Origin of the sequence: Agrobacterium radiobacter, from assembly GCF_040801995.1 — a bacterium.
Lineage (GTDB): Bacteria > Pseudomonadota > Alphaproteobacteria > Rhizobiales > Rhizobiaceae > Agrobacterium > Agrobacterium radiobacter.
Genome location: NZ_JBEGHX010000001.1, coordinates 1956491 through 1983050 on the forward strand (window position 1 = coordinate 1956491; position 26560 = coordinate 1983050).

The window sequence follows — 26560 nt, forward strand, 5'->3', positions numbered from 1 at the left end:
CAATGCCTGATATCCCCCTGTCCGCGTTCCTCGCCCGCCTTGTCCCCGCAATCCTCGTGGAAATCGAGGCTGTGAAAGGCTCATCGCCGCGTGAGGCTGGCACCTTCATGCTGGTCTCGCAAGACGGCATGTGGGAAACCATTGGCGGCGGGCAGTTTGAATATATGGCGATAGACCACGCCCGCGCGATGTTGAGGAGCGGTGCCGCCGAAGACCGCATGGATATTCCGCTCGGCCCGGAAATCGGCCAATGCTGCGGCGGGCGCACCCTGCTCCGGTTCCGGCGCGTAACAGTGGAACTCGCGGCAGCGCTCGAGGCAAGGCTGAAGGGCGAGGCCGAGCAACAGCCCGCCATCTTCATTTTCGGGGCGGGCCATGTTGGCAAGGCACTGGCGCAGGCTCTGTCGCTCCTGCCCTTGACCCTGACAATCGTGGAAACCCGTGAAAACGAGCTGCACGATCTTCCAGTGAACGTCGCATCCGTGTTGACCCCCATGCCGGAGGCGCTCGTCGCGAAAATCCCGGCAAACGGGGCGGCCATCATCGTCACCCACGATCACGCACTCGATTTCCTCATCGCGAAGGAGGCGCTTGTCCGCGACGACCTCGCCTATGTCGGCATGATCGGCTCGAAGACCAAACGCGCCACCTTCGCCCATTGGCTGGGGCGGGAGGGAGAGCCGCTGTCCCGGCTTACAAAACTCATCCTGCCCATCGGCGGTAACAGCGTCAGGGACAAGCGGCCTGCAATCATAGCGGCCCTTGTGGCAGCCGAGTTGCTGCAAGCATTTTCCGCTGCCGAAACCCGTCGCAACGAAAATCAACGCGGCCATCCTCAAGACCAAGATCACGCTTGAGCCCGTCGGGCAGGCTTTCATCCGCCAGATTGTCCGGTGCAAGGCTTTCAAGGGTAAACCGTTCCGCTGTCCGCAGACCCGCACGCAGGCGGGACCACGCGCGCAAAAGTGCTGTGCGCATGTTCGTCTCCATTCAAAAATGTCAGAAGCTCAGTTGATGAATCGAGCTAAAAATGCTCTGTTTTCCGAATAAAAACCAATGAAACCTTTGGCCGCTGGCATAAAGAGAGCTTATCCATGAAAATGTCCCGCCAGTTCCCCCTGAATGCCCTGCGCGTGTTCGAAGCCGCAGCAAGGCATCTGAGCTTCACCAAGGCCGGTGAGGAACTGGGCATGACGCAGACGGCGGTCAGCTATCAGGTGAAACTGCTGGAGGAGAATGTTGGCGAGCCGCTCTTCATCAGAAAGGCGCGGCAGGTTGTGCTGACCGAGGCCGGGCAGAAACTGGCGCCGAAAGTTGCGGAAGCCTTCAACACTTTGCGGGAGGCCGTCGATAATGTGCGCGACACCTCCGACACGACCCTGACAATCCATTCCACCGCGACTTTTGCATCACGCTGGCTTTCCCGGCATCTGGGTGCTTTCCAGCTCGAACATCCCTCGATCGCGGTGCGGCTCGACACATCAAGCACATTGATCGATTTTTCCCAGTCCGATTGCGATGTCGCCATTCGCTGGAGCAAAGATAACGGCAAAGGGCTGATCTACCATCAACTGCTGCGCGGTGTTTATACGCCGATGCTGCATCCGAGCCTTGCCGAAAGCATCGGCGGATTGCAAAAACCGGAAGACCTGCTGCGCCTGCGCATTATCGATCCCGGCGATGTCTGGTGGAGCCAGTGGTTTCAGGAAGTGGGCGTCGAAAATCCCGGCCTCGACCGTTATCCCCGCAGCCGCCTCAATGTGCAGGCCTTCGAAGCCGCCGCGGCAATCGCCAGCCAGGGCGTGGCCATGCTCACCCCTGAACTCTACGCCGATGAGATTGCCCTCGGTCGACTTTATCAACCCTTCGAGCACCTCAGCAGCGAAGGAAAGAACTATTGGCTGGTCTACCCTGAAAACCGTAGGAACATTCGCAAGATAAGGCTGTTTCGCGACTGGATACTGAAGCGGACCGAAGAATGCCGCCCGCAGAAACCACATCAAAATCCCATATCCGGCGCATAAAAACAGCGCGGCGTATCTTCATCCGGAAACAGGCAGAGGTGATATTCGCCATCTTCTGATCGTCTTGCCTCGCGCTGCGACCAGCTGAAAACGTGGCGTCGGGTGACCATGCGGTGATCGCCGGGTGCGAGCGAGACCTCGTAACCGTCAGGCGTCACACGAACACTTCGCGTGGGAATCATCTGGCAGTCGCCGGTTTCGGCGTCACCATTGCAGCAGTAGCTTTCATATTTGAACCCCTTGTGGGATTCATGCGCAAGCGCGGTGGCGCTGAATGCCAAAAGCAGGAACAGGACCGTCAGAACAAGGCGCATCGGCATGGTCTCCGTTGAAACAACGGCGGCCGCCGGAAGATCATTGCGTCCCTTTATTCAAATTTCACATCAACACCCACCCGGACACAACGGCACCGGGAACTGCGATACCTGCCCCCTGATCTGCCCCGCCCAGGGTTCGCAGCGCCCGCTTTCGGAAGAACCGCCAGCGAAACATGTCATTGAAGCCCTGCGCATCGGCGTAAAACCGGAATGGATTTCCGACGAAGCGCGCCCGAGGGCTCCGCAGCCTTATATTTTAGCACATCGGCAGACTGCACAAAGGATAATAGCTGAGTCGCGTTAGCCAGCTAAGCACAAACTGCGACAGGAATGAGCGGCTGCAACTTTACCGGGTCACCCCGCGTGCATGGGCGAACCGAAACAAGATTGCGGACAAAAAGGCATCGGATTGTGAACAATCATGTTCCAACCTTTGCTTTTCACTTTCCTAACGGTCAAATTTCTCGCAAGGTGCGCTGCACAAGGATCAGGGGAACCGAATGTACGAATACGCCATTGCGTGGGAATGGATGGCCTTTGCCGTCCGCTGGCTCCACGTCATCACCGCCATCGCCTGGATCGGCTCATCCTTTTATTTCATCGCGCTCGATCTCGGGCTGGTCAAACGGCCGCATCTGCCGCCGGGGGCCTATGGCGAGGAATGGCAGGTACATGGCGGCGGTTTCTATCACATCCAGAAATATCTGGTCGCCCCCGCCCAGATGCCCGAGCACCTGACATGGTTCAAATGGGAAAGCTACGTCACCTGGCTTTCCGGCTTCGCCATGCTCTGCATCGTTTATTATGGTGGTGCCGATCTTTTCCTCATCGACCATTCCGTGCTGGCGCTCACCCAGTTCCAGGCCATCTGTCTGTCGCTTGCCTCGCTTGCCATCGGCTGGCTGTTTTACGATTTCCTCTGCAAATCTCCGCTCGGCAACAATACCTGGGGCCTGATGATCGTGCTCTATGTCGCGCTGGTGGCGATGGCGTGGGGTTATACTCAGGTTTTCACGGGCCGCGCCGCGTTCCTGCATCTCGGTGCGTTTACCGCCACCATCATGTCGGCGAATGTGTTCTTCATCATCATTCCCAACCAGAAGATCGTGGTTGCCGATCTGATCGCCGGGCGCACGCCGGACCCGAAATACGGCCGCATCGCCAAGCAGCGCTCGCTGCACAACAACTACCTGACGCTGCCCGTCATCTTCTTCATGCTGTCGAACCATTATCCGCTGGCTTTTGCCACGCAGTTCAACTGGATCATCGCCGCACTCGTCTTCCTGATGGGCGTCACCATCCGCCACTGGTTCAACACCACCCATGCCCGCAAGGGCAAGCCGACATGGACCTGGCTGCTGACTGCGCTGATCTTCATCGTCATCATGTGGCTTTCCACCGTGCCGAAAGTGCTGACCGGCGAGGAGGAACAGAAGGCCGCCACCCTCTCCCCCATGCAGCAGCAATTCGTCAGCGACGCCCATTTCGCCAAGGCGCGTGATGTGGTTCAGGGCCGCTGTTCCATGTGCCATGCCGCCGAGCCGGTGTGGGAAGGCGTGCCGTTTACGCCCAAATCCGTGAAGCTCGAAACCGACGAACAGATCGCCGCCCACGCGCGTGAAATCTATTTGCAAGCCGGGCGCAGCCATGCCATGCCTCCCGGCAACATCACAGCCATCACCCCGGATGAGCGCAAGGTGCTGACCGCCTGGTATGAAAGCGCGGTGTCCGGGACAGGAAAAGCCGAAGGAAAGACTGAATGAGCATGGTTCTGCTGCGTGGCCGCCTGCTGAGCTTCCGCCGCGCGCCGCTCTCGATCGACGATACGCAAAGCTATCTCTATATCGAAGATGGCGGCCTGCTTCTCGAAAACGGCAAGATTGCCGCCATCGGCGATTATGCCGATATTCGCAGCCAAGCGCCTGATGACATCGAGGAAAAGGATCACCGGCCGCATCTCATCGTGCCCGGCCTTATCGACATGCACCTGCATTTTCCGCAAATGCAGGTCATCGGCTCATACGCTGCCAATCTGCTGGAATGGCTGAACACCTATACCTTCCCGGAAGAATGCCGTTTCGTTGAAACCGCGCATGCCCAGCGCATCGCCACGCATTTTTACGACGAACTCCTGCGCCACGGCACCACCACTGCCGCCGCCTATTGCTCCGTGCACAAAACCTCCGCCGACGCCTTTTTTGCCGAAGCCATGAAGCGCGACATGCTGATGGTTGGCGGCAAGGTGATGATGGACCGCAACGCCCCGCAGGGCCTGCTAGACACGCCCGAGACCTCCTACGACGAGACCCGGCAAGTGATCGCCGACTGGCACGGCAAGGGCCGCAACCACGTCGCCATCACCCCTCGCTTCGCCATCACCTCCACGCCGAAGCAGATGGAAGCCGCCCAGGCGCTGGCGCAGGAATTTCCCGATCTCTTCATCCAGACGCATCTCTCCGAAAATCTGGACGAGATCAAATATACCTGCGAACTCTACCCCGAAGCGACCGACTATACCGATATCTATGTGCGTTACGGCCTGATGGGCAAAAAGACCCTGCTCGGCCACGCCATCCACCTCTCAGAGCGCGAAGCGGATGTGCTGTCGGAAACCGGCGCGGTGGCCGTGCATTGCCCCACCTCGAACCTCTTCATCGGCTCCGGCCTGTTCCCGATGAAGAAGCTGCAGCGTCGCGAAAAGCCGGTGCGGATCGCCGTTGCGACCGATATCGGCGGCGGATCGAGCTATTCCATGCTGCGCACCATGGATGAGGCCTACAAGATCCAGCAATTGCTGGGCGAGCGCCTGAACCCGCTGGAAAGCTGGTATCTGATGACCCGCGGCAATGCCGAGGCGCTTTCCATGGTCGACCGCATCGGCACCCTGGAAGCCGGCACGGACGCCGACATCACGGTGCTCAACGCCTCTTCCACCCCCGCCATGGCGCTGAAGATGGAAGTAGTGAAAAGCCTGACGGAAGAACTGTTCCTGATGCTCACCATGGGCGACGACCGCACCGTCGTCGAAACCTACGTGGCCGGCAAGGCGATGAAAAGCACGCTTGCATAGTTCGGCTTGGGCCGAAGCACTTAGCCACAAACTCATTTACACAGTCACATATTGAATCGAGCGGGTGCCGCGTCTTTCTTCTCCCCGCCGGGGAGAAGTCCGCGGCAGCGGGATGAGGGGGCAAGGGTGGTGAGATACGGCAACGTCGCCCCCTCATCCGACCCTTCGGGCCACCTTCTCCCCGGCGGGGAGAAGAAACCGTGCCGCACCCGCTCGCTTTCTATGTCTGGCTGGCACCCCCGGCCAAAATGCGAATGACCTCTGGAGTGCGCCCGTGCCGGATTTAGACACAACCACCATGCTGATGGTTTTTGCCACCTTCACCGTCGCAGGCATCGTCAAGGGCGTCACCGGCATGGGGCTGCCCACCGTCGCCATGGGCGTGCTCGGCCTCTTCATGCCGCCGGTTGTTGCCGCAGGGCTGCTCATCCTCCCTTCCTTCATCACCAATATCTGGCAATTGCTGGCCGGCCCGGATTTCAGGGCTATCGTGGCGCGGCTCTGGCCGATGATGATCGCCATCGCCGCCGGCACGCTTCTCAGCGTCCGGCTGATGACGGCAGGCGCCGGCATCTGGACCACGTCGGCGCTCGGCCTGTGCCTTGCGGCTTATGCGGCCTACAGCCTTTTCGCAAAGCCCTTCGCCATTCCTGCGAGACTGGAACCGAAGCTCTCTCCCACCATTGGGCTGGCGACCGGCCTGTTGACCGGCGGAACCGGAATTTTCGTCGTGCCCGCCGTGCCCTATATCCAGTCGCTCGGTTTTACCCGCGACGATCTCGTGCAAGCGCTCGGCCTTTCCTTCACCGTTTCCACCGTCGCACTCGCCGCAGGCCTCGCCTCGCAGGGCGCCTTCCACGTCGAGCATCTGTCACTGTCCGCGCTCGCCATCCTGCCGGCGCTTCTCGGTATGTGGCTTGGCCAGAAGATCCGTAACATCGTCAGCCCTGCGACATGCCGGCGCTGGTTCCTCATCTGCCTGCTTTTATTGGGGGCCGAACTGTTTTTGCGGGCTTTCTGGTGATCAACCCCGTCGATTTTGATGTTGCAGCCATCCCATTCATGTTATGTGAAGCCATCATTCAAATGTGAAGGCTTTATCCATGGGCAAAATCCTGACCATAGCGGACCTGAAGCAACAGGCTCAGCGCCGTGTGCCAAAAATGTTTTTCGATTACGCCGATAGCGGCGCTTGGACGGAAGGCACCTACCGCGCCAATGAGGAGGATTTTTCTAAGATAAAGCTGCGCCAGCGCGTGCTGGTTGACATGACCGACCGGTCGCTGGCGACCGAAATGGTCGGCCAGAAGGTGTCCATGCCGGTAGCACTCTCCCCCACCGGCCTCACGGGCATGCAGCATGCCGATGGCGAAATGCTGGCCGCACAAGCGGCGGAGGAATTCGGCGTGCCCTTCACGCTCTCCACCATGAGCATCTGCTCCATAGAGGATGTCGCCTCGGTCACCTCGAAACCCTTCTGGTTCCAGCTTTACGTGATGAAGGATCGTGACTTCGTCAACAATCTGATCGACCGCGCCAAGGCCGCCGGATGCTCTGCGCTGGTGCTGACCCTCGACCTGCAGATTCTCGGCCAGCGCCATAAGGATCTGCGCAACGGCCTCTCCGCACCGCCGAAATTCACCCCGAAACATATCTGGCAGATGGCGACCCGGCCGAAATGGTGCATGGACATGGCTCGCACCAAGCGCCGCAGCTTCGGCAATATCGTCGGCCACGCCAAGAATGTCTCCGACCTGTCATCGCTCTCCTCCTGGACGGCCGAACAATTCGATCCGCGCCTGTCCTGGAAGGATGTCGAGTGGATCAAGCAGCGCTGGGGCGGCAAGCTGATCCTCAAGGGCATTCTTGACGAGGAAGATGCGCGCGCCTCTCTCGATACCGGCGCCGACGCCATCATCGTCTCCAACCATGGCGGCCGCCAGCTCGACGGCGCGCACTCCTCCATCGCGATGCTGCCGAAGATCGTCGACGCCGTCGGCGATAAGGTCGAGGTGCATATTGATGGCGGCATCCGCTCGGGTCAGGATGTGCTGAAGGCCGTGGCGCTCGGCGCCAGAGGCACCTATATCGGCCGGCCTTTCCTTTATGGCCTCGGTGCCGATGGCAAACAGGGCGTGACGACAGCGCTCGAGATCATCCGCAAGGAGATGGATGTCAGCATGGCGCTTTGCGGCAAGCGGCTGATTACGGATGTGGATCGCAGTATTCTGGCGTGATGGTGACAGAGGGCGGTAGTCTTCTCTTCCGTCATGCCGGACTTGATCCGGCATCCAGCCACGGCGCGTCTGCGCCGTGAGAAATCAGCCTTTCGCGATCAAGGACTTGACCGCACTGGACCCGGATCAAGTCCGGGGTGACGGAGTGTGGATATCGCCCTCTGTCACCAATCCCACATGCAAATAACCACCCTCAATGCCCCACCGTCTTCGAAAACACATTCACAATCACCACGCCGGTGATGATGAAGCCGAGGCCGACCACGGCGGCGAGATCAAGCGTCTGGCGGAAAACAAAATACCCGATGCCGGAAATCAGCACGATGCCGAGCCCGCTCCAGATCGCATAGGCCACACCGACCGGCAGCGCCCGCAGCGTGAATGACAGCAGATAAAAGGCCGCACCGTAAAACAGCGCCATCAGCACTGTCGGCAGCAACCGGGTGAATTGCTGCGACTGCTGCAGGAAAGAGGTGGCGATGACCTCGCAGACAATGGCCGCGACGAGCGCCCCATAGGTGAAGATTGCCGCGTTCATCGTGCCGTTTCCCTTTTTGTCTGGGCGATCATCCGGGCCTTGAGAGCCACCCTGTCGCCACCTGCCCTGCCGTCATCGGCCAGAAGATCGGCAAACCAGATGCCATCAGCCGCAAGCCGCACCATCTCCAGTACCACCCCGTCATCCGTTTCTTTATGACGGGCAAGGCGCCCCTCGAACCAGCCGGTCCACATGCGCCTGAGCGACGGTTCACCGACCATCGACACCGATAGTGCAACCCACTGTCTGCCCGAATCCCGGTCTCGATCAGCGAAAACCGCGTTCACATAGGCCCGCGTGAAGCATCCATAAGCTTCACAATCCTGTGAGACGAGCACATCGATTTCCGCGTCCAATGCCGCCAGAAGGTCCGCCATGACAGCTTCCAGCAGCGCCTGCTTGGAAGGAAAATGATGGAACAGCCCACCTTTGGTCACTCCCGCCGCGTCCGCCACCGCCTGCACGGAAAGCGCCGCAACACCTTGGTCAGCAGCAAGTTTCGCCGCGCAATCGAGAAGATTGCGGCGCACGATCTCAGGCTGCTTTTTGCGTTCGTGTGCATTTGTCATGGCAATAAACATACCGGATGGTTGGTTTCTTTTCAAGAAAATTGTGAGGGCAGCCATCGGGTTGAAATTCATACTTAATTAAGCATGAAAACGATCTCTAAAGTTTTAGCGGTTTTGTTGCCGGAAAGTGTCAGTAAAACTTCGTCCATCGCGGCGATCGAACAAAAAGGGGTGGATTATGTCGGGAACGGTCAAACGGGGAATGGCGGGTGCATGGGTTTTCGCACTCACCTTCTTTTGCGCGATCCTCTCATTGCAGGCATCGCCTGCGCAGGCCGGCTATGCCCATTTCATCATGGACGCCAACACCGGCAAGGTTCTGGCCGCCCGCAATGCCGATGTGCTGAACCACCCGGCATCACTCACCAAGATGATGACGCTTTACATGACCTTCGAGGCGCTGCACGCCGGGCGGCTTCGCTGGGACCAGAAGATAACGATGTCCAAGAATGGTGCAGCCGTTATCCCCTCGAAGCTCTATGTGCGACAGGGCAAGACCTTCACCGTGCGCGAGGCTGTTTATGGCATGATCGTCAAATCCGCCAATGACATGGCCGAAGGCATGGGCGATCACCTCGGCGGCTCCGAAGCGCGGTTCGCCGACATGATGACCCGCAAGGCCCGCCAGCTCGGCATGACCAAGACGGTGTTCCGCAACGCCTCCGGCCTGCCCAGCAAATCGCAGGTGACGACCGCGCGCGACATGGCCAAGCTCGGCCTTGCGCTGCAGCGCGACTTTCCCAAGGAATATGGCCTCTTCGCCATGGAATCCTTCAGTTTCCGGGGAAAACGCATCCGTGGCCACAACAATCTGATGTATCGTTATCAGGGCATGGACGGCATCAAGACCGGTTATACCAATGCCTCCGGCTTCAACCTCGTCAGCGCCATCAATCACAATGGCCGCCGCGTCGTCGGCGTCGTGCTGGGCGGCAAGACCGCGCGCAGTCGCGATGCGCAGATGGCCGCCCTTCTCGACAAGGCCGTGCCGCAGGCATCGAGAAGCCGCAATACCGAACAGCTCGTCGCCAGCGCCAGTGTCAGCCGCACCTTCGATGTGCCGCCCGCAGCCGTGCCGCTCCCCATGTTCGCCGAACGCCGCTCCGACCCGGTCGCCATGCAGATCGCCACGGCCAACAACCAGATGGCTGACATGATCCAGGTCTCCGCCATTCCGAAACCCGCACCCGCCGCTGCCATTGGCCAGCCCACGGGCCAGAGAAGCCGCTGGGAAGTGCAGATTGCCGCAACCGACAGCGAAGCCGCCGCGCGCTCGCTGCTCGCCAATGCCCGTTCCAACATCGGCAGCTATGCCGGGATCGCTCCCTATACCGAAGCCGTGCTGAGCGGATCGGCGACGCTCTACCGCGCCCGCTTCACCGGCTTCGAAGACCAGTCTTCGGCCGTATCCGCGTGCAAGGAACTGAAGGCGCAATCCTATGCCTGCGTGGTGATGACCAGCGAGGGGTGATGCCTACCGCTTCAGCCAGCCGTTCTCCAGCGCATCGGCCAGATAGGGAATGCCGTTGACCCGCGCCATTTCGGACATCGCCAGATTGTCGTAACGGATATTCCGGAAATAGACCTGCCAACCGCGCCCGGTCTCTTCCAGCACGGCATAGGTGGCGAGCGGGTGACCCACCTCGACGTGATGATCGAAAGGCGTGTCGTCTTTCCAGCCGGGGCAACCGACGCTGCCGGGATTGACGATCAGCCGCCCATCGGAAAGCTGCACGGCACGGGGAATATGCGTGTGGCCGCACAGCATCAGCGGCTGGGTGATACCATCAGCCATGGCTTCGATTTCGGCGAGCGGCCGCAGTTTCAGAACGCCTTCCGGCGAAAGCGTCTCGAGCCAATATTCCAGATCGCCGCGCGGTGAGCCGTGGCAGCAATAGGCGACGTCCTTGAACACCATGCTGAACGGCAGCGTTTGCAGCCAGTCCATATGGGCTGGGCTCAGCTGCGCATGCGCGGGTCGTTCCCAGCTCCCCATCTCCTCCGGCGCGCGCTCGATCAGCTCGCGATCATGATTGCCGCGAATGCTGGGTATCCAGTTGCCAACAAGCACATCGCCGGTAAATCCCGCTTCCAGCGGACCGCTGAAACAATCACCGAGATTGACGATATCCTTGATGCCAAGCCTGGCGATATCCTCCAGCACGGCTTCGAGTGCGGCGCAGTTTCCGTGAATATCGGCAATGGCGGCAAAGATCATGGCGATCAGCTTCCTCGATAGGTGGAATAGCTATAGGGCGAAAGCAAAAGCGGCACATGGTAATGGCCGCTCTCATCGGCAATACCGAAACGGATCGGGATAATATCGAGAAAGGCAGGCTCCGGAAGCGCGATGCCGTTGCCGCGCAGATAATCACCGGCATGGAAAACCAGTTCATATTCGCCGGCCTTGAAACTGTCGCCAACAAGCAGCGGCCCGCCATCGACACGGCCGTCGCTATTGGTCTTTACCGTCTTCAGCTTCTCGCGGCGATCACCGGAGAGCCGGTAAAGCTCGATCACCAGCCCTTCGGCGGGTGTGCCATGGGCGGCATCGAGGACATGGGTTGTCAAACCGGTCATAGGCTGGGCTCCGCGATCATATAGGGCTTATCGAAAAAATACTCTTCCAGATTGTTGCCCGGTCCCTCGCGGTCGGCAACCAGAAAATCCGAAACAGTTTGCAATGGCATCAGCGGATAATGCCAGACATTGCGGCGGTAATTCACGCCCTGATCGCCCCGCGCCAGAAACACCTGCGGCCGCGCCGGACGGCCTCCGTCATCTTCCGCAACGACGACGAGGAAAGGCCTGCTGGACAGCGGCGAAAAACTCTGGCTGCCGAGCGGATGCCGCTCCATCATCTCGATGTTATGCGGGAACACCCGCGGCTGCCCCCGGAAGATGTTGAGGATGATGCGTGCGCCCTCGCCCGCCGCCTCGGGTGCGGCAAGCGCATGATGCCGTTCGGTCTGGCCGCCATTGATGGCCCGCATGGAGGAAGGCGTGATTTCGATCACATCGCCGAAGGATGCGAAAGCCTCTTTGGTGAGAGGTTCTATGTCGAGAAAATCAGTCAAATGTCATTCACCTTGGGCATGCCAGTTTTGCAGAAGTAAGAGTCTGTCCAGAAGATCCGGTATAGCCGTCTGTGTCGTATCCCAAACGGTTTCCAGATTGATGCTCAGATATCCGTGCGCGATCCTGTTCCGCATGCCGCGCATCTTGACCCACGGGATATCCGGAAAATCCGCCACGAAAGCCGGAAACTCTTCCATTATCCGCGCCGTCGTTTCGCCGATAATCAGAAGGTTCATCGCCACCGCCCGTTGACGGACCAGGTCAGCCAGAAATTCGTCCTTTGTCTTCAATCGAACGAATTCGATGGTTTCCGAAGCAATCTGTCTGATGTCCTGAAGATAAACATGCAGTCGCTCCGCGCTCATACGGGCTTCGCTTCCTGCAAAACCTTCACACGAACACGCTCGGGAAAATCCCCTGGCGTCAATAGATGAATTTCTGTGCCGCGCATGATGGCTGATAGCTCTTCCAACAAGCCGCCCAGATCAAACAAGGTGGCACCCGGCAATGCATCCACCAGAATGTCGAGATCGCTGTCCGGCCGGTCCTCACCGCGGGCGACGGAGCCGAACACGCGCGGGTTCGCCGCGTTGAAGCGCTTCGTCGCTTCGCGGATCGCTTCCCTGTTCTTTTCCAGCACCTCGGAAGGTCTCATGATCTCCATCTCCAGTCAGCGCGATTCTAACAGAACGACCCCAACTCGCCAATTCAGCCTTCCGGCAGCATCGCGGAAAGACGCAGCCAGGCGATCTTTTCCACCTGCGCCGTCGCAGTCTCAAATTCTTCGGCCGCATCATTGCCGATACGTGTCTCGAACGCCGAGAGAATATCGTGCCTGTTCAGCCCCTTGACCGCGATGATGAAGGGAAAGCCGAATTTTTCGGTATAGGCGCTGTTCAATTCGGTAAAACGGGCATGTTCTTCCGGGGTAAGACGGTCCAGCCCCGCACCGGCCTGTTCGTTGCGGCTGTCGGCTGTCAACTCGCCCGCGATCGCCAGCTTGCCGGCAAGATCGGGATGCGCCCGCAACACGCCGAGCCTTTCCGCCTCGGAAGCGACGCGAAACTGCCCGCTAAGCGCAGCGTGAACCGCCTTCGCCGTCAGTTCCAGGCCCGCTCCGCCGGCATCATAGGCCCGTTCTGCGATGAAGGGCGAATGTTCGAACACGCCGCCGAAGCGGGCGACAAAGTCCTCACGGGTCACCATCAGAGCGCCTCCGGCTTATGATGTTCGTGCCAGTGACGGGCGATCTCGATGCGCTGCGGGATCCACACTTTCTCGTGGCCGAGCACATATTCGATGAAACGGCGAAGAGCCGCCGCGCGGCCGGGGCGGCCGACAAGACGGCAATGCAGGCCGACGCTCATCATCTTCGGCGCGCCTTCAATACCTTCCTGATAAAGCACGTCGAAAGCATCTTTCAGATAAGTGAAGAACTGGTCGCCGGAATTGAAACCCTGCGGCGTGGCAAAACGCATATCGTTGGTTTCAAGCGTATAGGGAATGATCAGGAAAGGCTCGTCCTTCACGCCCTTCACCCAATATGGCAGATCGTCGGCATAGGAGTCCGACGAATAGAGGAAACCGCCCTCTTCCATGACAAGACGCAGCGTGTTGTCCGAGGGCTTGCCCTGATACATGCCATAGGGACGCTCGCCGGTAACCTCCGTGTGCAGACGCACGGCTTCGACTATATGCTTGCGCTCTTCCTCTTCGGAAAAATCCTTGTATTCCAGCCAGCGGTAACCGTGGCTGGCGATTTCCCATCCCGCTTCCTTCATCGCCGCAACGGCTTCGGGGTTGCGGGCCATGGCTGCCGTCACGCCATAAACGGTGGTGGTGACGCCGAGACCGGTGAACATGCGCCACAGCCGCCAGAAGCCGGCGCGCGAGCCATATTCATAGATCGATTCCATGTTCAGGTTGCGCTGACCCGGCCAGGGCTGCGCACCGACGATTTCCGACAGCAGCGATTCCGACGCCTTGTCATTGTCGAGAATGCTGCTCTCGCCGCCCTCCTCGTAATTGATGACGAACTGCACGGCGATGCGCGCACCGCCCGGCCATTTCGGATCGGGAACATTGCGGCCGTAGCCCACCAGATTACGGGAGTAATTTTCGGAAATCATGCAGCCACCCAGAACATCTCTCCCAAGGCGGAAACCGATTTCGGGAGACATAAAACAGACCTCCAAAACGCGCCGGCCCGGAAAGGGCACAACACACGCTTCAGATATGCGATATCCGAACGGTAGCATCCGCATCCGGAATGTCGAGATCAATCTTGCCGACATTCCGATGCTTTTTTGTATACGATTGCGGCGATGTGCTCTTCAGGCAATCTTGCGGGCGGAAACGCGGCCCATGGGGTGAAGCGAGTGTACGCGGAAAGGCGCGCCCGGTTCATCCTCGATGAAAAGCGCAAGGCTGGAGAACTGCAGGGACCGGGTCAGCAACGGCTCGAAAACCTTGCGCACGGCCCGTTCGATCCTCTGGCTGCTGGAAGCTTCCACACCGCCCGTCAGCGACATCTGGAACCGGAACTCGTCCATCACATGCGGGCTGCCCCAGCGATGCAGATTGGTGAGCTGTGAGGCCGAAAGCCGGTCCGGATCCGCCCGCTCGATTTCCGCCTCGGAAAGCGGCGCACGGTAGCGGTCGAATTCCTGCACCACGCGGGCGGCAAAAAAATGCAGCACTTCGCAGGGACGCTCGGGAACAAGACTGAAGACATTATCGTGCCTTGCCACCACCAGCTGTGGCAACGTGAAAGGATCCTGCCTGCCGGAAAAATACATCAGGTCCCGCAAAAGCGCTGCTTCGGAATGGCCTTCGGCAAGGCGGAAAGGAGCCTTGATTGTGCCATGGAAACCATACCGGCGCGGCAGGGCCGTATGGTAGGAAATCTCCTGCATGCCGAGGTCGATCGTGCCGGGAGGCTCCACCGCCTGACCGGAATAGACATCGCGCCCCAACCACGCGGCGGCCGCCTGCGTCAGGGGGTCATTGGGGGAAGGCGTGAAATGAATGGCGTATCGCATGCGCTGTCACCTCGCCGCAAATGCGGACAAACCGGCCTCTTTGCAGGCCAGCAGATAAGTGATTTGCGTGACAGATTAACGACGTGGGCGGCCTGATCAGAACTTTCTAAAGTCCGCGACGGCAATACTCACGTGTTCTTGAAGGCGAAAGCCTGAGGGGATGACAGGCGTGTGACCACACACGGTCTGCAATGCCGCATCGGCAAGAAAATGCGCAAGACCGAAGCTGACCTTGAAGCCACCGGTCAGCGCAACGAGCTTCGGATGGCCGGGGAGCACCCCCACCATCGGGTCCCTCCCCACCGCCTTCGGGCGCAGCCCCGCCCAGCGTTCCAGCACCGGCGCGCCGGCAAGCGAGGGAACAACAGCAGACGCGTCGGCAAGCAGTTTTTCGAGCTTTTCATCGGTATTTAAGGGATCGGAAAAACAATCTTCGCTGGTACTGCCGATCGCAACGGTGCCGTCTTCATGCGGCACGATATAAAGACCGTTCAGGAAGACGACCGGCATCGCCGGGTCGACCGCCGCGTCGAGAAGCGCTGCCTGCCCCTTCACCGCCTGCCCGAGCGTAACGCCCGCCTCCAGACCGAGAGCATCGCGGATCAAGGGAAAAGAATCATGCCCGTTGGCAACAATGACATGGCCGAAAGCAACCTCGTCGCCTGACGACAGCACCGCCCGCCCGGCATCCGCGTCAAGCGAAAGGACGCGGCAACCCTGCGCCAGCCGCACATGCCGCGTCTTGCCAAGAAAAGCCGAAAGAAGGGCGATCATCGCACGCGGCGAGACCCGCGCCGCCAGCGTATCGAACACGAAACCCGCCTCACCAGCCGCGTCATCCACCCAGCCCGTGACCGAAGGGCTGTCTCCGACATGCCAATGGAACCGGCGCTCACCCGACACCCAGTTCTCCAGCGCATCCCGTTCATGCCGCTCGGCAATGGCGCGCAGATGCGGCTTCGGCAGCGGAATGATCCGGCCTGAGCGGCGGTAGCCCGCCGAAAGCCCGGTCTCCGCCTCCAGCCCGGCGATCTCTTTTTCCAGCGCAACGAGGGCATCGAACTGGAACTGCTTCTTGTCCGACCAGCGATCCGGCATATGCGGCATCAACGCGCCCAGCAGCCCGCCGCTGGCGCCGCCGCCGGGGCGATCCGCCTCCACCAGCAACGTCTCGATGCCGAGCCTTTCCGCCTTGACGGCGGCCCACAGCCCCATAATGCCGCCGCCGATGATGAGGAGCGGCATGGAAGCCGGCAATCTTGGCGATTGACCCTGTTCGAAACCGGGATTATCGGCTTTAGCCATGAAACATTCCAACGAAACTATCACAGAGACTGGCCCAGAAACCGGCGCAGCGACCGGAGAAACCCCCACCGCGCTCGACTGGCGTGACGGGGATATGCCCTATTCACTGGCCTTTGACGACCATTTTTATTGCCAGACGGACGGCAGGCTGGAATGCGGCCATGTCTTCCTGTCCGGAAACGGCCTGCCGAAGCGCTGGCTCGAACGGGAGGGTGTCTTCCGCATCGGCGAACTCGGCTTCGGCACCGGGCTTAACCTCTGCGAGACATGGCGCCAATGGAAAGAGGCCCGCAACGGCCGCTCCAGGCTGCATTTCATCTCCTTCGAACTCTACCCGATGAAGGCGGAGGAAATCGACCGGGCGCTTTCCCGATGGCCGGAAGTGGATGCCGAACGCAAGGCGCTCACCGCCCTCTGGCCTGCCGAGCCGAAAGGCCGGGTCGAGATCCAGCTGGATGACGAAACGCAGCTGACGGTGGTTTGCGGCGAGGCGCTCGCCGGCATTTCCGCAAGCGCGGAAAGTTTCGACGCCTGGTTTCTCGATGGCTTCGCACCCGCGCGCAATCCGGACATGTGGTCGCTGGAGATCATGCAGGCGCTTTTCGCAAAGACGACGCCGGGAGGCACATTCGCCACCTATGCCGCCGCCGGCTTCGTTCGCCGCAACCTCATCGCCGCCGGTTTTGAGCTGGAGCGCCGGAAAGGATTTGCCGGGAAGCGCGAGATGCTCTGCGGCACCAAGCCCTTCGGCTGACGCCAGGCAGAAGCATATTCTAGTCGGAAACTCAGACGCCCGGCGCGTCGCGGCGCGGCATGTTTTCGCCCAACCATTGCGCGATCTTGTCTTCAAGCGTTTCCGGGCTGATGGGCTTCGACAGATAATCATCCATGCCCGCCTCCAGGCATAGTTCTCGATCCGCCTCCTGCGTATGGGCGGTAACGCCGATGATCGGCACATGCCTGCCATCGGCGGCCATCCGTTCGGCGGCGCGGATGGCCTGCGTCGCCTGATGCCCGTTCATGACCGGCATCGAGACATCCATCAGGATGATGGCGGGATTATTCTCCTGCCACGCCTGTACGGCTTTCTTGCCATTACCGACGATCAGAAAGCGCAGACCCGCCTGCTGCAATATCTGGGTGAAAACAATCTGGTTGACGTCATTGTCCTCGGCCACCAGCACATCGACAAGGCTGGGCCGATGCCGCGTCGGCACCGCCGGTGATATATCAGCCCGCTGTTTCCTCTCGACGGCGCCGTTTTCCGGCCGGATGGCGCCCTCACCGCGGCCTGTCTCACGCGGGGACGGAGCCTGCCGCGCGCGCTTCAGCCGCACATCCCGCACCACATCGAACAGGGTGGAGCGCAGGAGCCGCGCCCGCGCCGGCTTCATCAGATGCGCCTGCACGTTGAGATCGGTAAAGAGCGTCTCGTCACCGACGACATCCATGGAGGTCAGGAAAATAATGGCGATGTCGTCAAAGCGCGCATCCGCGCGGATGCGCTCCACCACATCCAGCCCGTTCATGACGGGCATATGATAATCGAGGATGATGGCGTCGAGGGAAAAGCCGAGCGATGCCGCCTCCTGCAGCACGGCGATGCCGGAAGGCCCGTCTTCCACCGCATGGCCGTCTACGCCCCAGCTTCTCAGCTGCTCCGTCAATATACGGCGATTGACATCGTTGTCGTCAATGACGAGCACACGGATATCGTCGATCGCCACGGAAAGAAGCGGGAGGTCGCGCTGTCTCTCGGTCACCTGAAACGGAATATTGACCTCGAAGGCCGATCCCTTGCCGACGTCGCTGACGACATTGATCGCGCCATCGAACAGACCGACGAGGCCGACCGTGATCGCCAGCCCCAGTCCCGTTCCTTCGTGCCGACGCGTCGCGGAGCCATCGACCTGGCTGAACTTGTCAAAGATGGTTTCGAGCTTGTCTGCCGGAATGCCGATGCCGCTGTCTTCGACGCGCAGCGACAGAATGGCCTCGGACGCTTCCGCCGACCGCGCCGAAAGCTCGACCAGCACATGCCCCGTTTCCGTAAACTTGACGGCGTTTCCAACGATATTGGTCACGATCTGCCGAAAGCGCCCGGCATCGCCGATAACCTTGCCGAAAACCGAAGCATCGATACGGACGATCAGCTCGATGTCCTTTTCCAGCGCCGCCGAGGACAGGAGGGACACCACATCCTCGACCGCCTCAGCCGGATCGAAAGGCACGCTGCGCAGCCTCATCTGCCCGGCCTCGATCTTCGAGAAATCGAGAATATCGTTGATGATCGTCAGAAGCGCGTTGCCTGACTTGACGATGATATCGGTAAAAGTCTTCTGCCGCGTATCGAGATTGGACTTGGCCAGAAGCTCCGCCATGCCGAGAACGCCATTCATCGGCGTGCGGATTTCATGGCTCATATTGGCCAGGAATTCCGATTTGGCCCGATCCGCCGCCTCCGCGCGCGACAGCAGCCGCTGCAATTCCTCTTCACGCAGCTTCATCTCGGTCACATCGGTGACGATGATGAGCCAGTAATTGCCGGAACTGTTGGTGGCTTCCAGATTGAGCCAGCTTTTGCCGGCGACATGGATGAGCCAGGAAAACGGCCGGTTGGCGGCGATATTCTCCCTCCAGGCGGCAAGCGTCCCGGCCGCTTCGTCAGCCGTGCCGAAATCCCCGCGCCCGGCGCAATGGGCGAAGAAACCCGACCAGTTGCAGCCCTTTTCCAGGAGATGCGGCGGCACGTCGAACATGCGCGCCATCGCCTCGTTGGACATGATGATCGTGCCCTGCTCGACCAGCACCAGCCCCTGCGCCATGGCGCGTGTGGCGCCCTGCATATATTCGCCGACCCGCTCCAGTTCGGCCTTCGCCTTGCTGATCTCGACATCGCGCATGCGCACATCGGTGACATCGGCATAGGTGCTGAGGATTTTCCCGCCTTCGAGCCGGGTTTTCGAAATGACGGTAACCTTGCCGCTTTTGCTGCGCACCTCACGTGGCGCAAAGACCTCCTCCTGCAGAAGCCGCTGCACCCGCTCGCCATAGACCTCATCGAAAGGTCTGTCGCCATAGTCATAAAGGCCGCTGTCGAAATTCATCTCCATGAATTCGCGATAACTTTTGCCGACCAGCGACTTCTCGCCGCCGATCTCGCCCCAGACCTCGTAGAAGAACGGATTGACATATTCGATGACGAGATCGGCGCTGAGCAGCAGCACGCCCACCGGCAGGGCATGGAGAACCGCTTCGAGCTGGCGGTGCAGCGCCTCAGCCTCGGCCTGCGCCGCGATCAGCGCCTTTTCCCGGTCCTGCAACAGGCTGGCATCGGTGACCGAGCCCACCAGATAATATTCATCGTCAGGCGTCGCCACCCGGCCGAGCCTTGTGATGACGGGAACGACCCTGCCATCCGAAAGCGGAACGCTTCCCGTCTTTTCAACGGCCTCTCCGGTTCGCAGAATATGCTCGTTTTCCCGCTGGAACTGCAGGCCTTCCTCCGGAAACATCTCGCATTCGGTCTTGCCGATATGGTCGGCGAGGCTGCCGCCCAGATATTTCTCATAGGCCGCATTGGCAAAGGTCAGTCGCCTGTCCTGATCCCTCAGGAACACGCCGACCGGCAATTGCTCCAGTGCGGCGCGCAGAAGCCAGGTCTCGCGAATCTGCGTGCTCAGAAGCGTCTCATGCGCCTTGAACTCGGTGACATCCACCCGCAGCCCGACAAGCATGCCGTTTTCCAGCCGCTTGTTGACCATGCGCACCCAGCGGCCATCGGCAAACTGCTCCACCCTTTCGAGATAGGGCAGGGAAAACTCCCGCAACTGCTCCTGCATCCACCCTTCGAATGCCGGATCGTCTTCTTTCGCATCGCGGTAGCCGCTCGAAAAATAAATGGCCCTCATCAGCGTCTCGAGCGGGACGCCGGCCTTCAGTTCGACACCGAGGGCGCTGTAGAACTCCCTGAACCGGGCGTTGCAGTAGACCAGCCGGTTTTCGCGGTCATAAATGACGATACCCGCATCAACGAGATCGATCACGCCGCTGTCAAACAGCAGGTCCGAAGCGCTGCCGGCGTCAGGAAAAATCTCCACGACGGCGGACGGCATGTCCTCGAACACCTCGAACAGGAACAGATTGCCGTCGTCACCGGTGAAACGTTCGCAACGAAGCGTATATGGCCCGGACGAATCCGCGCCATGGCAGGCGATCATCTCATCCGTGGCGAAGACCAGCGAGCGGCGCTCCCTGTCCTCCCGCTCGGCATCGCGAATATCGGCGGAAAGGGAAAGGCTGGTGTATCCTTTGAACGCTCCGGACGGGCGTCCCATGACCCGGCCATAGGCGGCGTTGACCGCGACATAGCGCAGCTCGCTGTCCTTGATGCACGCGGGCAGGTCCAGGGCGGCCACAGCCCTGCAAGCCTTTTCCAGCAACCCGCAGCCTTCGGTCAATCGATACTCCACACCCTGCAGTCCATTCTTGTCGAATCAAATAGTTCTGGACGCCGTCGCAAAAACGTTATGTGAGAAAATCGATCTTTGCTATGTATCCGACGGTGCCGTTACCCTTTTTTAACCATATTCTTCGCCTGCGCCTGTGCCGTCACGGTATTCGCCAGCCACCGAGATGCATGGCTGCCATGCGCCCTCCTGCGGCCGTGTTACAAAACTATTGCTTGACTTTGACGCACAAAACGCCCACATGCCCCTCAAGCTTTCACCTTTGGCAGCCGCGTGAGCTGCAGCGTATGACCAGAAAAACTTCCTTAAAAAAGGAATCTGGCCCGCATGAAGGAAAAGCGCAAAGAATACAGAAGACGGCATGTGCCGCACTGATGCGCAGAAAGTTATTCCAACCCACAAGTTCCCAATTCACGCGGGGTTCTTGACGCCGAGACCACCGGACAGCAGCCCTGCTCCGGATGAGTTTGTTTTGGCGCCCCGAAAGGCATTATATTGACCAGTTTTAGCGAACTCGGCCTCTCCGAAAAGATCGTGGCCAGCGTTACCCAGCTTGGCTATACGACCCCTACTCCCATTCAGGCAAAGGCCATTCCGCTGCTGCTCGAAGGCCGCGACCTGATCGGCCTCGCACAGACCGGCACCGGCAAGACCGCCGCTTTCGGCCTGCCTATCATCGAAATGCTGATGAAGCAGGCGGACCGCCCGGCAAATCGCACCTGCCGCACCCTTATCCTCGCCCCGACGCGCGAGCTGGTGAACCAGATCGGTGAAAACCTGCGCTCCTTCGTGAAGAAGACGCCGCTCCGCATCAACCAGGTGGTCGGCGGCGCATCGATCAACAAGCAGCAGCTCCAGCTCGAAAAGGGCACGGATATTCTGGTGGCGACCCCCGGCCGCCTGCTTGATCTCATCGCCCGCAACGCCATCTCGCTCTCCAAGGTCACCTATCTGGTGCTTGATGAAGCGGACCAGATGCTCGATCTCGGCTTCATCCACGACCTCCGCAAGATTTCCAAGATGGTCCCGGCCAAGCGCCAGACGCTTCTGTTCTCGGCCACCATGCCGAAGGCGATCGCCGATCTGTCGCATAACTACCTGACCGATCCGGTCAAGGTCGAAGTGACGCCTCCGGGCAAGGCTGCCGACAAGGTCGAGCAGTACGTGCATTTCGTGGCCGGCAAGAACGACAAGACCGATCTCCTGAAGAAGTCGCTCAACGAGAACCCTGATGGCCGCGCCATCGTGTTCCTGCGCACCAAGCACGGCGCCGAGAAGCTCTACAAGCATCTCGAACATATCGGCTTCAAGGTCGCCTCCATCCACGGCAACAAGAGCCAGGGCCAGCGCGAGCGGGCACTGAAGGGCTTCAAGGATGGTGAGATCAAGGTACTGGTCGCAACCGACGTCGCTGCCCGCGGCATCGACATTCCGGCCGTAACGCATGTCTTCAACTATGACCTGCCGGAAGTGCCTGACGCCTATGTCCACCGCATCGGCCGTACCGCCCGCGCCGGCCGCGACGGCATCGCCATCGCATTTTGCGCACCGGACGAAACCCGTCTGCTGCATGACATCGAAAAGCTGATGAAGATCGATATTCCGGTCGCCTCAGGCGAACGTCCGGCCGGTCTCGCCAGCCCGACGCGCCCCAACAACAACCGCGGCGGCCGCAACAACAATGGTGGCCAGCAGCGCGGCCCGCGTGAAGGCGGACGTCACAATGGCGAGTCCCGCCCGTCCCGCCACCATGCACCGCGCGATGCCGACAACGATCTGGAAGTCACCTCCGACTTCAAGCGCGTCAAGACGGCGGAAGGCGATGCAGGCCGCCCGGCCGGCCCGCGCAAACAACGCCGCCCGGCCCGCAAGCCCGGCGGCAGCGGCGCCAACCGCCACGCCCCTGCCGGCGGCAACGGCCAGGAAAAGCGCGCTTCCGGCAACGGCCATCGCGGCCGCAACCGCTAAGTTGCACGGAGTGGATTGAGGACGCGCGGCATTGCCGGGCGTCCTTCTCCCTGGCGGGGAGAAGGTGGACCGAAGGGTCGGATGAGGGGGTAACGTTGCCGTATCTCACCACCCTTGCCCCCTCATCCCGCTGCCGCGACCTTCTCCCCGGCGGGGAGAAGAAACAAGCGGCACGCACTCGCCAATAATCAAGCCCCGCAGCCACAGCCGGCCAGCGGGGCTTTTCTTTGCCCTCACCCGCCCTGCGCGACCGGACGACGCCTTGACGGCAGGGTCATGGCCAGCACACCGGCAATGACGCAGACAAGACCGACCCACATGGCAAGCGTCGGCATTTCCCCCAGAAACGCCATGCCGATGGCGACGCCGACCGGCACCCTGAGATAGGCCTGCGAGGTGGTGCCGACCGAACCAAGCGTCTGCATCAGCCGGAAATAGATCATGAAGGCGAGCGCGGTCGAAAAGACGCTGAGGCACACCAGTGCGGTCAGTGACGCCGCCGAAGGCGACAACGTCCAGGGTCGGTCAACGATCAGGCTCACGGGCAATAGCAGGACAGCACCGCAGATGAGTGAACCGGCGGCCGGCATGACCGGATCAAGCCCTTTGAAATTTTTACTGAAAATGGCCGCGCAGGCATAGGAAAAAGCTGCCGTCAGCACGGCGAGCTGGCTCCATATCGCCTCCCCCGCACCGCTTAAGGCTTCGACACCGATGATGAGGCACACGCCCGTCATGCCGGCAATGGTGCCAAACAGCTTGCGCCCGCTGACCGGCTCGTGCCGGATCACAAGCGCTGTGAGAAGAAAGGTGAAGATCGGCGTCGTCGCATTGAGAATGACGGCGAGACCGGCATCGATGCTCTGCTCCGCCCAGGCAATCAGCGTGAAGGGCAGAACGCTGTTGATACAGGCCTGAATGAAGAACAGCCGCCACGTCGCAAAATCCGTGGGCAGGCGCAGCCCGCGCAACCGGATCACCACGTAGAGCAGCAGACCGGCAATCAGCGTGCGCAATGCGATGAAGGTGATGGGCGGTATCGTCTCCACCCCGATCTTGATGAAAGTGTAGGATGCGGCCCACAGCGTGGACAGCAGGGCGAGAAGCAGCAATTCGCGGGTGATGGTGTTCTGAGGGGTCACGGATCAATTTTCCTACTGCGTTCAGGATGGCGCGTTCTAACCCGAAAACAAGCTTCGATGCTTCGGCCGCGGCCGAAGTTTCAATCCTTTTCAAAAAAAGAAGCTCCGCATGGCGTGACCATGCGGAGCTTCGGCAAAAGAGATCGATGACAGTTCGGGCAGATCAGGCCCGGCGCTCATCCACCGAGAAGGCGCCCGGACCGGCAACGAACAGATAGAGGAAGATGAAGCAGAACAGGATGGCGGCATCACCACCGTTCAGGGCCGGGAAGAAGTTGCTGGGCGCGTGCGCCATAAAATAGGCGACCGCCATCTGGCCGGACAGGATGAAGGCGACCGGGCGCGTAAACAGGCCGATCAGCACGAGAATGCCGCCGATGAGTTCCAGAAGCGCCGCCACCAGCAGCATCGTCGGCAGGGAGCCATCCATCTGCGATGCCGGAAAACCGAACAGCTTCTGCGTTCCATGCGCAATGAAAAGCAGCGCCGTCATGATGCGCAGCGCCCCGAGTGCCTGCGGGCGATAGCGAGAGAGAGAGTCGAAAGTTGCCATGGTCATGTGTCCCCGTTGAAGTGATGCCGCGCTCGATACAGCGCATTTAAGCCTTTATGGATACACGTCTCGAACACCGGAAATCACGTTTCCGATATAGCAGAACTCCCTTAAATACCTAAAGGGAGGCATTCTACACATGGTTGATTTTCCAGCATAAAATTGGCCTTCCACCGAAAAAATCAACTCAAGGGTACAGGCATTTTCTTGCGTGGAAAAGGCGGAAAAATCCGCCTTTACGTCACGCCTGCAAGACGACGACCTTCGAACCCACCGGCACGCGGCTGTAGAGATCGATGATATCGTGGTTCAGCATGCGGATGCAGCCGCTCGACATGGCGTGGCCGATGGATTGCGGCTGGTTGGTGCCATGCAGGCGGAACATGGTGTCGTTGCCGCCGCGATAGAGGTAGAGCGCGCGTGCGCCGAGCGGATTGCTGGGGCCACCGGGCATGCCGGCGGCGAATTTCAGATTGCGCGGATCACGGCGCATCATATTGGCGGTCGGCGTCCAGGACGGCCATTCCGCCTTGCGGCCGATATAGGCATCGCCCTTCAGCGCAAGGCCCTGACGACCGACACCGACGCCGTAGCGCATGGCGCGACCATCGCCCAAAACGTAATAGAGCCGCCGCGCCGGCGTATCCACCACAACCGTTCCGGCCGGGTGTCTGGTGTCGTAAGTGACTTCCTGCCGGCGGAGCTCCGGCTTGACCTTATCGAGATGCATGGCGGGAAGTGGGAATTTCTCTTCCGGCTTTGCCCCATAATTCAGCCTTTGCTGGCCAATACCCGTATTGGCGCAGCCGGCCAGAAACAGCGGCAATCCGAACAGAACACCACGACGTGAAATAGACATGTAACCCCCGCCAAATCTTTGGATTAACGAGAGGTATAATTTTATGGTTAACAAACCCCTAATATGCGGTTGTAGTAATTAACGTACAACAACCGTTGCGGCAGGTTTGCGGTTGGCGAGATAGACCCCCGTCACCGCCAAAACAGTGCCGGCAATCATGGCTGGCGTCAGTGTTTCGCCGAAAAGCAGCGCAGCTTCCACGGCCGCAAGCGGCGGCACGAGATAGATCAGCGAAGCGGCCCGCGAGACCTGCCCGCGCCGGATCAGATAAAGAAGCAGCGCTACGGCGCCAATGGAGATCGCACCCACGGACCAGGCGAGCGTGGCAGCAAGGCCGAGGCTCCAGTCCACATGTCCATCCTCCAGCAAAAGCGCGAAGGGAACCGTCACCAGCAGCGCACCGACATATTGCAGCGTTGCCACCGCCATGATGTTTCCGCCATGGACATATTTCTTCTGGTAGAGGGTGCCATAGGTAACCGACGTCATGCCCAGCACATTCACCGCCACGGCGTAAAGCGGCACGGAGAGGCCAAATGCGCCCGTCGCCATGACCTTCGGCAGCACGGCAATGGCGATGCCCACAAATCCAAGCAATAGGCCCGCGCGCTGCAAGGGCGAGATTTTCTCGCCGATCATGTAGCGGGCAGCCACCGCCGTCATCAGCGGCTGCAGACCGGCGATGATGCCGCCGATCGCCGCCGGCACGCCCTGCCCGATCGCCCACCAGATCATGCCAAGATAAAGACCGTGCAGGAAGACGCCGGACAAGATCGCCCGGAAAAGGTCGACGCGCCGCTGCGGCCACTGGATGGAGGAAAAGCGGCAGATCGCCCACAGCAGCGCTCCCGCCAGAAGATAGCGCAGACAGAGAAAGGTCAGCGGCCCGGTATAATAGACCGCATATTTGGCGGTGACCCAGCCGGTCGACCAGAGAAAGACGAAGATGGCCGGAGCCAGACGGTCGAGCGACATGGGAACATCCACTGTGCCGCATGATGCCGTAACCGGGACAGGCGGCGAATTGATATTTCTGCGGCTTCACGCAAACCGGCGAATGATCGAACCGGGTGTTCAGCATGGCGGTATCCGCATCCCGACCCAAGGTCAAAGGTGTTTTCGTGATCGCATCTTTCAGATTTTCTGATGTGATGCCGGATATTCATCAACCGAAAGCGAACGAACAAAATTTATGCATTCGCCCACGGCGCACACAGCGCCACCACGCCATTACACCCCTCGTCACCGCGCAACCAATTTGCCGATGCCGCATTTATAGGCTGAAACCGAAAAAACGCTTCTTTTTTAAAACTCTAGGGCGGTAAAAAATCTTCTCGGGGAGGCCTGCATAGTTCTTGCATTGCATTTGGCGTTGTATTCATATGGCAAA

26 protein-coding genes are annotated in these 26560 nt (G+C 60.0%); 9 read left to right on the plus strand and 17 right to left on the minus strand.

Features of this window, described 5'->3' with window-relative positions:
• The first annotated feature begins 2 nt into the window (after positions 1-2).
• Together xdhC and MRBLRC7O_RS09790 are read left to right on the plus strand one after the other, a co-directional pair.
• On the plus strand, positions 3-857 hold the full coding sequence (xdhC, locus tag MRBLRC7O_RS09785; protein WP_162690744.1) for a xanthine dehydrogenase accessory protein XdhC: 855 nt from the start codon (positions 3-5) through the stop codon (positions 855-857).
• A gap of 237 nt (positions 858-1094) precedes the next feature.
• A complete protein-coding gene (locus tag MRBLRC7O_RS09790) occupies positions 1095-2024 on the plus strand; it encodes a LysR substrate-binding domain-containing protein (protein ID WP_080866357.1) in 930 nt (309 codons plus the stop codon).
• Here the strand turns inward: MRBLRC7O_RS09790 and MRBLRC7O_RS09795 are convergent.
• Positions 2000-2338, minus strand: coding sequence for a hypothetical protein (locus tag MRBLRC7O_RS09795; protein ID WP_003510346.1), 339 nt, complete (start codon positions 2336-2338; stop codon positions 2000-2002). The genes MRBLRC7O_RS09790 and MRBLRC7O_RS09795 overlap by 25 nt on opposite strands.
• 503 nt (positions 2339-2841) lie before the next feature.
• On the opposite strand from MRBLRC7O_RS09795, the gene puuD reads away from it, so the two are divergent.
• From puuD to MRBLRC7O_RS09815, 4 genes are all read left to right on the plus strand, one after another.
• Complete coding sequence (puuD, locus tag MRBLRC7O_RS09800) at positions 2842-4104, plus strand: urate hydroxylase PuuD (protein ID WP_003510343.1); 1263 nt, start codon at positions 2842-2844, stop codon at positions 4102-4104.
• Positions 4101-5411 (plus strand): guanine deaminase, encoded by a 1311-nt coding sequence (gene guaD, locus MRBLRC7O_RS09805; protein WP_003510342.1) that lies wholly within the window; start codon positions 4101-4103, stop codon positions 5409-5411. The genes puuD and guaD overlap by 4 nt, the downstream gene beginning before the upstream one ends.
• Positions 5412-5715: 304 nt before the next feature.
• Positions 5716-6435: a sulfite exporter TauE/SafE family protein gene (locus MRBLRC7O_RS09810; protein WP_112540345.1), complete on the plus strand. Its 720-nt coding sequence runs from the start codon at positions 5716-5718 to the stop codon at positions 6433-6435.
• 79 nt (positions 6436-6514) lie between these two features.
• Positions 6515-7648 carry an alpha-hydroxy acid oxidase gene (locus MRBLRC7O_RS09815; RefSeq protein ID WP_162690299.1) on the plus strand — a complete coding sequence of 378 codons (1134 nt, stop codon included), beginning with the start codon at positions 6515-6517 and terminating at the stop codon, positions 7646-7648.
• Positions 7649-7841: 193 nt separating this feature from the next.
• Here MRBLRC7O_RS09815 and MRBLRC7O_RS09820 read toward each other — a convergent pair whose 3' ends face one another.
• Both MRBLRC7O_RS09820 and MRBLRC7O_RS09825 read right to left on the minus strand, forming a co-directional pair.
• Positions 7842-8186, minus strand: a complete 345-nt coding sequence (locus tag MRBLRC7O_RS09820; RefSeq protein ID WP_003509523.1) for a DMT family transporter — start codon at positions 8184-8186, stop codon at positions 7842-7844.
• Positions 8183-8767: a TetR/AcrR family transcriptional regulator gene (locus tag MRBLRC7O_RS09825; protein WP_080866359.1), complete on the minus strand. Its 585-nt coding sequence runs from the start codon at positions 8765-8767 to the stop codon at positions 8183-8185. The genes MRBLRC7O_RS09820 and MRBLRC7O_RS09825 overlap by 4 nt, the downstream gene beginning before the upstream one ends.
• Positions 8768-8957: 190 nt before the next feature.
• Here MRBLRC7O_RS09825 and MRBLRC7O_RS09830 point away from each other — a divergent pair, with 190 nt between their 5' ends.
• Positions 8958-10226, plus strand: a complete 1269-nt coding sequence (locus tag MRBLRC7O_RS09830; RefSeq protein WP_003509519.1) for a D-alanyl-D-alanine carboxypeptidase — start codon at positions 8958-8960, stop codon at positions 10224-10226.
• 3 nt (positions 10227-10229) lie between these two features.
• On the opposite strand, the gene MRBLRC7O_RS09835 is transcribed toward MRBLRC7O_RS09830, so the two are convergent.
• The 9 genes from MRBLRC7O_RS09835 to MRBLRC7O_RS09875 form a co-directional block, all read right to left on the minus strand.
• Positions 10230-10973 carry a metallophosphoesterase family protein gene (locus MRBLRC7O_RS09835; protein WP_003509517.1) on the minus strand — a complete coding sequence of 248 codons (744 nt, stop codon included), beginning with the start codon at positions 10971-10973 and terminating at the stop codon, positions 10230-10232.
• 5 nt (positions 10974-10978) lie between these two features.
• Positions 10979-11335, minus strand: a complete 357-nt coding sequence (uraH, locus tag MRBLRC7O_RS09840; protein WP_003509516.1) for a hydroxyisourate hydrolase — start codon at positions 11333-11335, stop codon at positions 10979-10981.
• Entirely contained in the window at positions 11332-11832 is a 501-nt protein-coding gene (locus tag MRBLRC7O_RS09845; RefSeq protein ID WP_003509515.1) for an ureidoglycolate lyase, read from the minus strand. The genes uraH and MRBLRC7O_RS09845 overlap by 4 nt, the downstream gene beginning before the upstream one ends.
• Before the next feature lie 3 nt (positions 11833-11835).
• Positions 11836-12198, minus strand: coding sequence for a HepT-like ribonuclease domain-containing protein (locus tag MRBLRC7O_RS09850; protein ID WP_003509514.1), 363 nt, complete (start codon positions 12196-12198; stop codon positions 11836-11838).
• The gene (locus tag MRBLRC7O_RS09855) at positions 12195-12488 is read right to left on the minus strand and encodes a nucleotidyltransferase family protein (RefSeq protein WP_003509513.1); all 294 of its coding nucleotides are present in this window, start codon (positions 12486-12488) and stop codon (positions 12195-12197) included. Before MRBLRC7O_RS09855 ends, MRBLRC7O_RS09850 begins: the two co-directional genes overlap by 4 nt.
• A 53-nt stretch (positions 12489-12541) precedes the next feature.
• Positions 12542-13039 (minus strand): 2-oxo-4-hydroxy-4-carboxy-5-ureidoimidazoline decarboxylase, encoded by a 498-nt coding sequence (gene uraD, locus MRBLRC7O_RS09860; protein ID WP_060725203.1) that lies wholly within the window; start codon positions 13037-13039, stop codon positions 12542-12544.
• Complete coding sequence (puuE, locus tag MRBLRC7O_RS09865; RefSeq protein WP_080866360.1) at positions 13039-13962, minus strand: allantoinase PuuE; 924 nt, start codon at positions 13960-13962, stop codon at positions 13039-13041. The genes uraD and puuE overlap by 1 nt, the downstream gene beginning before the upstream one ends.
• Positions 13963-14166: 204 nt before the next feature.
• Positions 14167-14874, minus strand: coding sequence for a DUF1045 domain-containing protein (locus MRBLRC7O_RS09870; protein ID WP_080866361.1), 708 nt, complete (start codon positions 14872-14874; stop codon positions 14167-14169).
• 96 nt (positions 14875-14970) lie between these two features.
• Entirely contained in the window at positions 14971-16179 is a 1209-nt protein-coding gene (locus tag MRBLRC7O_RS09875; protein WP_031233540.1) for an NAD(P)/FAD-dependent oxidoreductase, read from the minus strand.
• Here MRBLRC7O_RS09875 and mnmC2 point away from each other — a divergent pair.
• Positions 16178-16933, plus strand: a complete 756-nt coding sequence (gene mnmC2 / locus MRBLRC7O_RS09880) for a tRNA (5-methylaminomethyl-2-thiouridine)(34)-methyltransferase MnmC2 (protein WP_080866362.1) — start codon at positions 16178-16180, stop codon at positions 16931-16933. The genes MRBLRC7O_RS09875 and mnmC2 overlap by 2 nt on opposite strands.
• 31 nt (positions 16934-16964) lie before the next feature.
• On the opposite strand, the gene MRBLRC7O_RS09885 is transcribed toward mnmC2, so the two are convergent.
• Complete coding sequence (locus MRBLRC7O_RS09885; protein ID WP_162690742.1) at positions 16965-20639, minus strand: PAS domain-containing hybrid sensor histidine kinase/response regulator; 3675 nt, start codon at positions 20637-20639, stop codon at positions 16965-16967.
• Between the two features lie 504 nt (positions 20640-21143).
• On the opposite strand from MRBLRC7O_RS09885, the gene MRBLRC7O_RS09890 reads away from it, so the two are divergent.
• Positions 21144-22616 (plus strand): DEAD/DEAH box helicase, encoded by a 1473-nt coding sequence (locus tag MRBLRC7O_RS09890; RefSeq protein ID WP_080866364.1) that lies wholly within the window; start codon positions 21144-21146, stop codon positions 22614-22616.
• A 233-nt stretch (positions 22617-22849) separates the two neighbouring features.
• Here MRBLRC7O_RS09890 and MRBLRC7O_RS09895 read toward each other — a convergent pair whose 3' ends face one another.
• The 4 genes from MRBLRC7O_RS09895 to MRBLRC7O_RS09910 form a co-directional block, all read right to left on the minus strand.
• Positions 22850-23758: a DMT family transporter gene (locus MRBLRC7O_RS09895; protein ID WP_080866365.1), complete on the minus strand. Its 909-nt coding sequence runs from the start codon at positions 23756-23758 to the stop codon at positions 22850-22852.
• Positions 23759-23921: 163 nt separating this feature from the next.
• Entirely contained in the window at positions 23922-24311 is a 390-nt protein-coding gene (locus MRBLRC7O_RS09900; protein ID WP_031233598.1) for a DoxX family protein, read from the minus strand.
• Between the two features lie 241 nt (positions 24312-24552).
• Entirely contained in the window at positions 24553-25170 is a 618-nt protein-coding gene (locus MRBLRC7O_RS09905; RefSeq protein WP_003509494.1) for a L,D-transpeptidase, read from the minus strand.
• Between the two features lie 78 nt (positions 25171-25248).
• Positions 25249-26145, minus strand: coding sequence for a DMT family transporter (locus MRBLRC7O_RS09910; RefSeq protein WP_003509492.1), 897 nt, complete (start codon positions 26143-26145; stop codon positions 25249-25251).
• Positions 26146-26560: the final 415 nt, after the last annotated feature.

Excerpts from the sequence above, each read along its gene's own strand:
- puuD (WP_003510343.1), top strand. The coding sequence starts at position 2,842 with ATGTACGAATACGCCATTGCGTGGGAATGGATGGCCTTTGCCGTCCGC.
- MRBLRC7O_RS09790 (WP_080866357.1), top strand. The coding sequence starts at position 1,095 with ATGAAAATGTCCCGCCAGTTCCCCCTGAATGCCCTGCGCGTGTTCGAA.
- guaD (WP_003510342.1), top strand. The coding sequence starts at position 4,101 with ATGAGCATGGTTCTGCTGCGTGGCCGCCTGCTGAGCTTCCGCCGCGCG.
- uraD (WP_060725203.1), bottom strand. The coding sequence starts at position 13,039 with ATGGTGACCCGTGAGGACTTTGTCGCCCGCTTCGGCGGCGTGTTCGAA.
- uraH (WP_003509516.1), bottom strand. The coding sequence starts at position 11,335 with ATGACCGGTTTGACAACCCATGTCCTCGATGCCGCCCATGGCACACCC.
- MRBLRC7O_RS09870 (WP_080866361.1), bottom strand. The coding sequence starts at position 14,874 with ATGCGATACGCCATTCATTTCACGCCTTCCCCCAATGACCCCCTGACG.
- MRBLRC7O_RS09835 (WP_003509517.1), bottom strand. The coding sequence starts at position 10,973 with ATGATCTTTGCCGCCATTGCCGATATTCACGGAAACTGCGCCGCACTC.
- MRBLRC7O_RS09910 (WP_003509492.1), bottom strand. The coding sequence starts at position 26,145 with ATGTCGCTCGACCGTCTGGCTCCGGCCATCTTCGTCTTTCTCTGGTCG.
- MRBLRC7O_RS09900 (WP_031233598.1), bottom strand. The coding sequence starts at position 24,311 with ATGGCAACTTTCGACTCTCTCTCTCGCTATCGCCCGCAGGCACTCGGG.
- xdhC (WP_162690744.1), top strand. The coding sequence starts at position 3 with ATGCCTGATATCCCCCTGTCCGCGTTCCTCGCCCGCCTTGTCCCCGCA.
- MRBLRC7O_RS09875 (WP_031233540.1), bottom strand. The coding sequence starts at position 16,179 with ATGGCTAAAGCCGATAATCCCGGTTTCGAACAGGGTCAATCGCCAAGA.
- MRBLRC7O_RS09850 (WP_003509514.1), bottom strand. The coding sequence starts at position 12,198 with ATGAGCGCGGAGCGACTGCATGTTTATCTTCAGGACATCAGACAGATT.
- MRBLRC7O_RS09815 (WP_162690299.1), top strand. The coding sequence starts at position 6,515 with ATGGGCAAAATCCTGACCATAGCGGACCTGAAGCAACAGGCTCAGCGC.
- MRBLRC7O_RS09825 (WP_080866359.1), bottom strand. The coding sequence starts at position 8,767 with ATGTTTATTGCCATGACAAATGCACACGAACGCAAAAAGCAGCCTGAG.
- MRBLRC7O_RS09820 (WP_003509523.1), bottom strand. The coding sequence starts at position 8,186 with ATGAACGCGGCAATCTTCACCTATGGGGCGCTCGTCGCGGCCATTGTC.
- MRBLRC7O_RS09830 (WP_003509519.1), top strand. The coding sequence starts at position 8,958 with ATGGCGGGTGCATGGGTTTTCGCACTCACCTTCTTTTGCGCGATCCTC.
- mnmC2 (WP_080866362.1), top strand. The coding sequence starts at position 16,178 with ATGAAACATTCCAACGAAACTATCACAGAGACTGGCCCAGAAACCGGC.
- puuE (WP_080866360.1), bottom strand. The coding sequence starts at position 13,962 with ATGATTTCCGAAAATTACTCCCGTAATCTGGTGGGCTACGGCCGCAAT.
- MRBLRC7O_RS09810 (WP_112540345.1), top strand. The coding sequence starts at position 5,716 with ATGGTTTTTGCCACCTTCACCGTCGCAGGCATCGTCAAGGGCGTCACC.
- MRBLRC7O_RS09905 (WP_003509494.1), bottom strand. The coding sequence starts at position 25,170 with ATGTCTATTTCACGTCGTGGTGTTCTGTTCGGATTGCCGCTGTTTCTG.
- MRBLRC7O_RS09855 (WP_003509513.1), bottom strand. The coding sequence starts at position 12,488 with ATGAGACCTTCCGAGGTGCTGGAAAAGAACAGGGAAGCGATCCGCGAA.
- MRBLRC7O_RS09795 (WP_003510346.1), bottom strand. The coding sequence starts at position 2,338 with ATGCGCCTTGTTCTGACGGTCCTGTTCCTGCTTTTGGCATTCAGCGCC.